The sequence below is a fragment of the Spirosoma sp. genome (assembly GCF_048594605.1).
Taxonomy (GTDB): Bacteria; Bacteroidota; Bacteroidia; order Cytophagales; family Spirosomataceae; genus Spirosoma.
Window position 1 is genome coordinate 1 of record NZ_JBMDWV010000310.1, and the last position, 1942, is coordinate 1942.

The window sequence follows — 1942 nt, forward strand, 5'->3', positions numbered from 1 at the left end:
GCTGACGATGCCGATTCTAGTCAAACGTCGATTTTCCCGGATACAAATAGTGGGTTTACTGTAGGAGAGGAAGTGGTAGAGAATACTGACGAAAAACGGTATAATGTGCTTTTACGTAGGCCCAAACGGGAACGTAAACAACAACTCGCACCAATTCAGGCGGATCTAAAAAATGGGATTACGGATGATAAATACAATTGGCTGACAGCGGTTATCAACGAACGACTTATCCAAAACAGAAGCAAAATTCTGATTTTTATTCGGCGTTATCCTACGGCAAATTACTTGCAGACTCTACTTCAGCAAACCTACAACAGCAGTATTTCAGTAAGTTGCATGGTTGAGCAGGACGAAAAAGGTATGAACAAGCTGAGAAAGGCACCTCAACGGCAAAAGAGTTTAAAAGATTTTTCCCCTTCTGCTCATACTAATTATCAACCAGATCAGGAAATAGACGTACTGATTTGTACTGATGCTGACAGCTTAGGCGTAGACTTACCCGACGTTGACACCATTATCAACTATGACAGCCCGGAAAGTGCGGATGTTTTATTTCAACGCGCTGGCCGAATTATGCGAATGACCGAGAATCCAGATAGAACCGTTTATTTCTACACATTCATTCCATCTATGTACAATGAGCCATACATACTCTCAGAATGCAGAGCGGATATAAAAAAGCGTTTTGACCGATTGATTGATCGCCACAAAAAGTCCACACAAATTATCGGAACCGATGTGTTATCCCATAATCAGGAACTGAATGTACTGTTGGAGGACACTATTGACATAGAGCGTTTTACGCGTGACGAAAACGTCTTAGAAATCATTGGAGGATTGGGGTCTAAAGCTATGCTGGGCCATTCATTAACGCTGGACAAGTATCGGCAAAGAAGCCAACTGCTACCTAATTTTCTTCACAGTGCTGTTACGTACGAAGGAGTTGATAAAAAGCTGTTTTTGCTCTTGCACTATGCTGGAAAAGAGTATCCAACTTTGTATAATCTGACTACTCAGGAATTAGAGTTGCTAAGTGATTTACGTATTTTAGATATAATCAGTTGTTCGGAATCAACCCCAAGAGCATTGGCTAACGTAGCCGAAATCGAACAGGCTTGCCGCCAGGCGGCAGAAGCTTGGTGCAAGCGGTATGATCGAACGGATACACCTAAGCCGGAAAAAGTATGTGCGCTGCTATTGGTGCCTAAGTCATTGCGCAAAGACCATTTGATAAATGAGTTTATTAAGGATAGGTCTGAGCAACAATAGCATTATTGGTAATTTACCCGTCTTTGCTTTCAAAATCATCAGGAACGCCAGCCCGGTCCCGGATGCTTTCCGTACTGAAAAAGAACTCATTAGTCTCGTCAACCAGAATAGTTTTAACAGAAGAACTAAGTTTAGGATTATCGGTAAGGGTCCAGATAAGGATGTGCGTGTCCAATAAATACTTCATCAACTAGGGATAGTCTTTTTCAGGTCTTCTTCCCAACAGCCTTCGTTCTCCAGTATGATACTTTTGTATTTACCCAAAGCTGCTTTCAGATTTGATTTGGGCTTTTATCAGATGAAACTTTGCCGGATTTAGTCGCAGTTTCCATTGCCATATACGTTCGATTCGCTAAGATAACGCTAAAAGATTAGATCTGGTTGCCTTTCCGGCGTTGTTGTAATGCAGCCTCTTAGCGTAACTATAGGGAATACTTTCCCTACTTAAGATCGGATCAACAACTCCACAAACCCCGGCCGCTCACGCTTCTTAGAAGCCTGCTCATACGCATAACCCATTGCGAGTAACGGGCCGTCCTGATACGCTCCGGCGATGAGGGAGAAACCGACCGGGAGGCCGTGAACGGTGCCCATTGGGATGGTTAGGTGGGGGTAACCGGCCATGGCGGCTGGCTGGCAGAAGTAAAAGCCGGTGTCGTAGTCGCCGTTGACG

2 protein-coding genes and 1 pseudogene are annotated in these 1942 nt (G+C 43.9%); 1 reads left to right on the plus strand and 2 read right to left on the minus strand.

Features of this window, described 5'->3' with window-relative positions:
- Nucleotides 1-1269: C-terminal helicase domain-containing protein (locus ACOJS8_RS18790; protein WP_420150084.1), on the plus strand; the 1269-nt coding region annotated here is incomplete at its 5' end.
- Nucleotides 1270-1282: 13 nt separating this feature from the next.
- On the opposite strand, the gene ACOJS8_RS18795 is transcribed toward ACOJS8_RS18790, so the two are convergent.
- Together ACOJS8_RS18795 and ACOJS8_RS18800 are read right to left on the minus strand one after the other, a co-directional pair.
- The gene (locus ACOJS8_RS18795; protein ID WP_420150085.1) at nt 1283-1456 is read right to left on the minus strand and encodes a type II toxin-antitoxin system VapC family toxin; all 174 of its coding nucleotides are present in this window, start codon (nt 1454-1456) and stop codon (nt 1283-1285) included.
- Nucleotides 1457-1713: 257 nt separating this feature from the next.
- Nucleotides 1714-1942, minus strand: a pseudogene (locus ACOJS8_RS18800) (amidase); the annotation flags it as partial.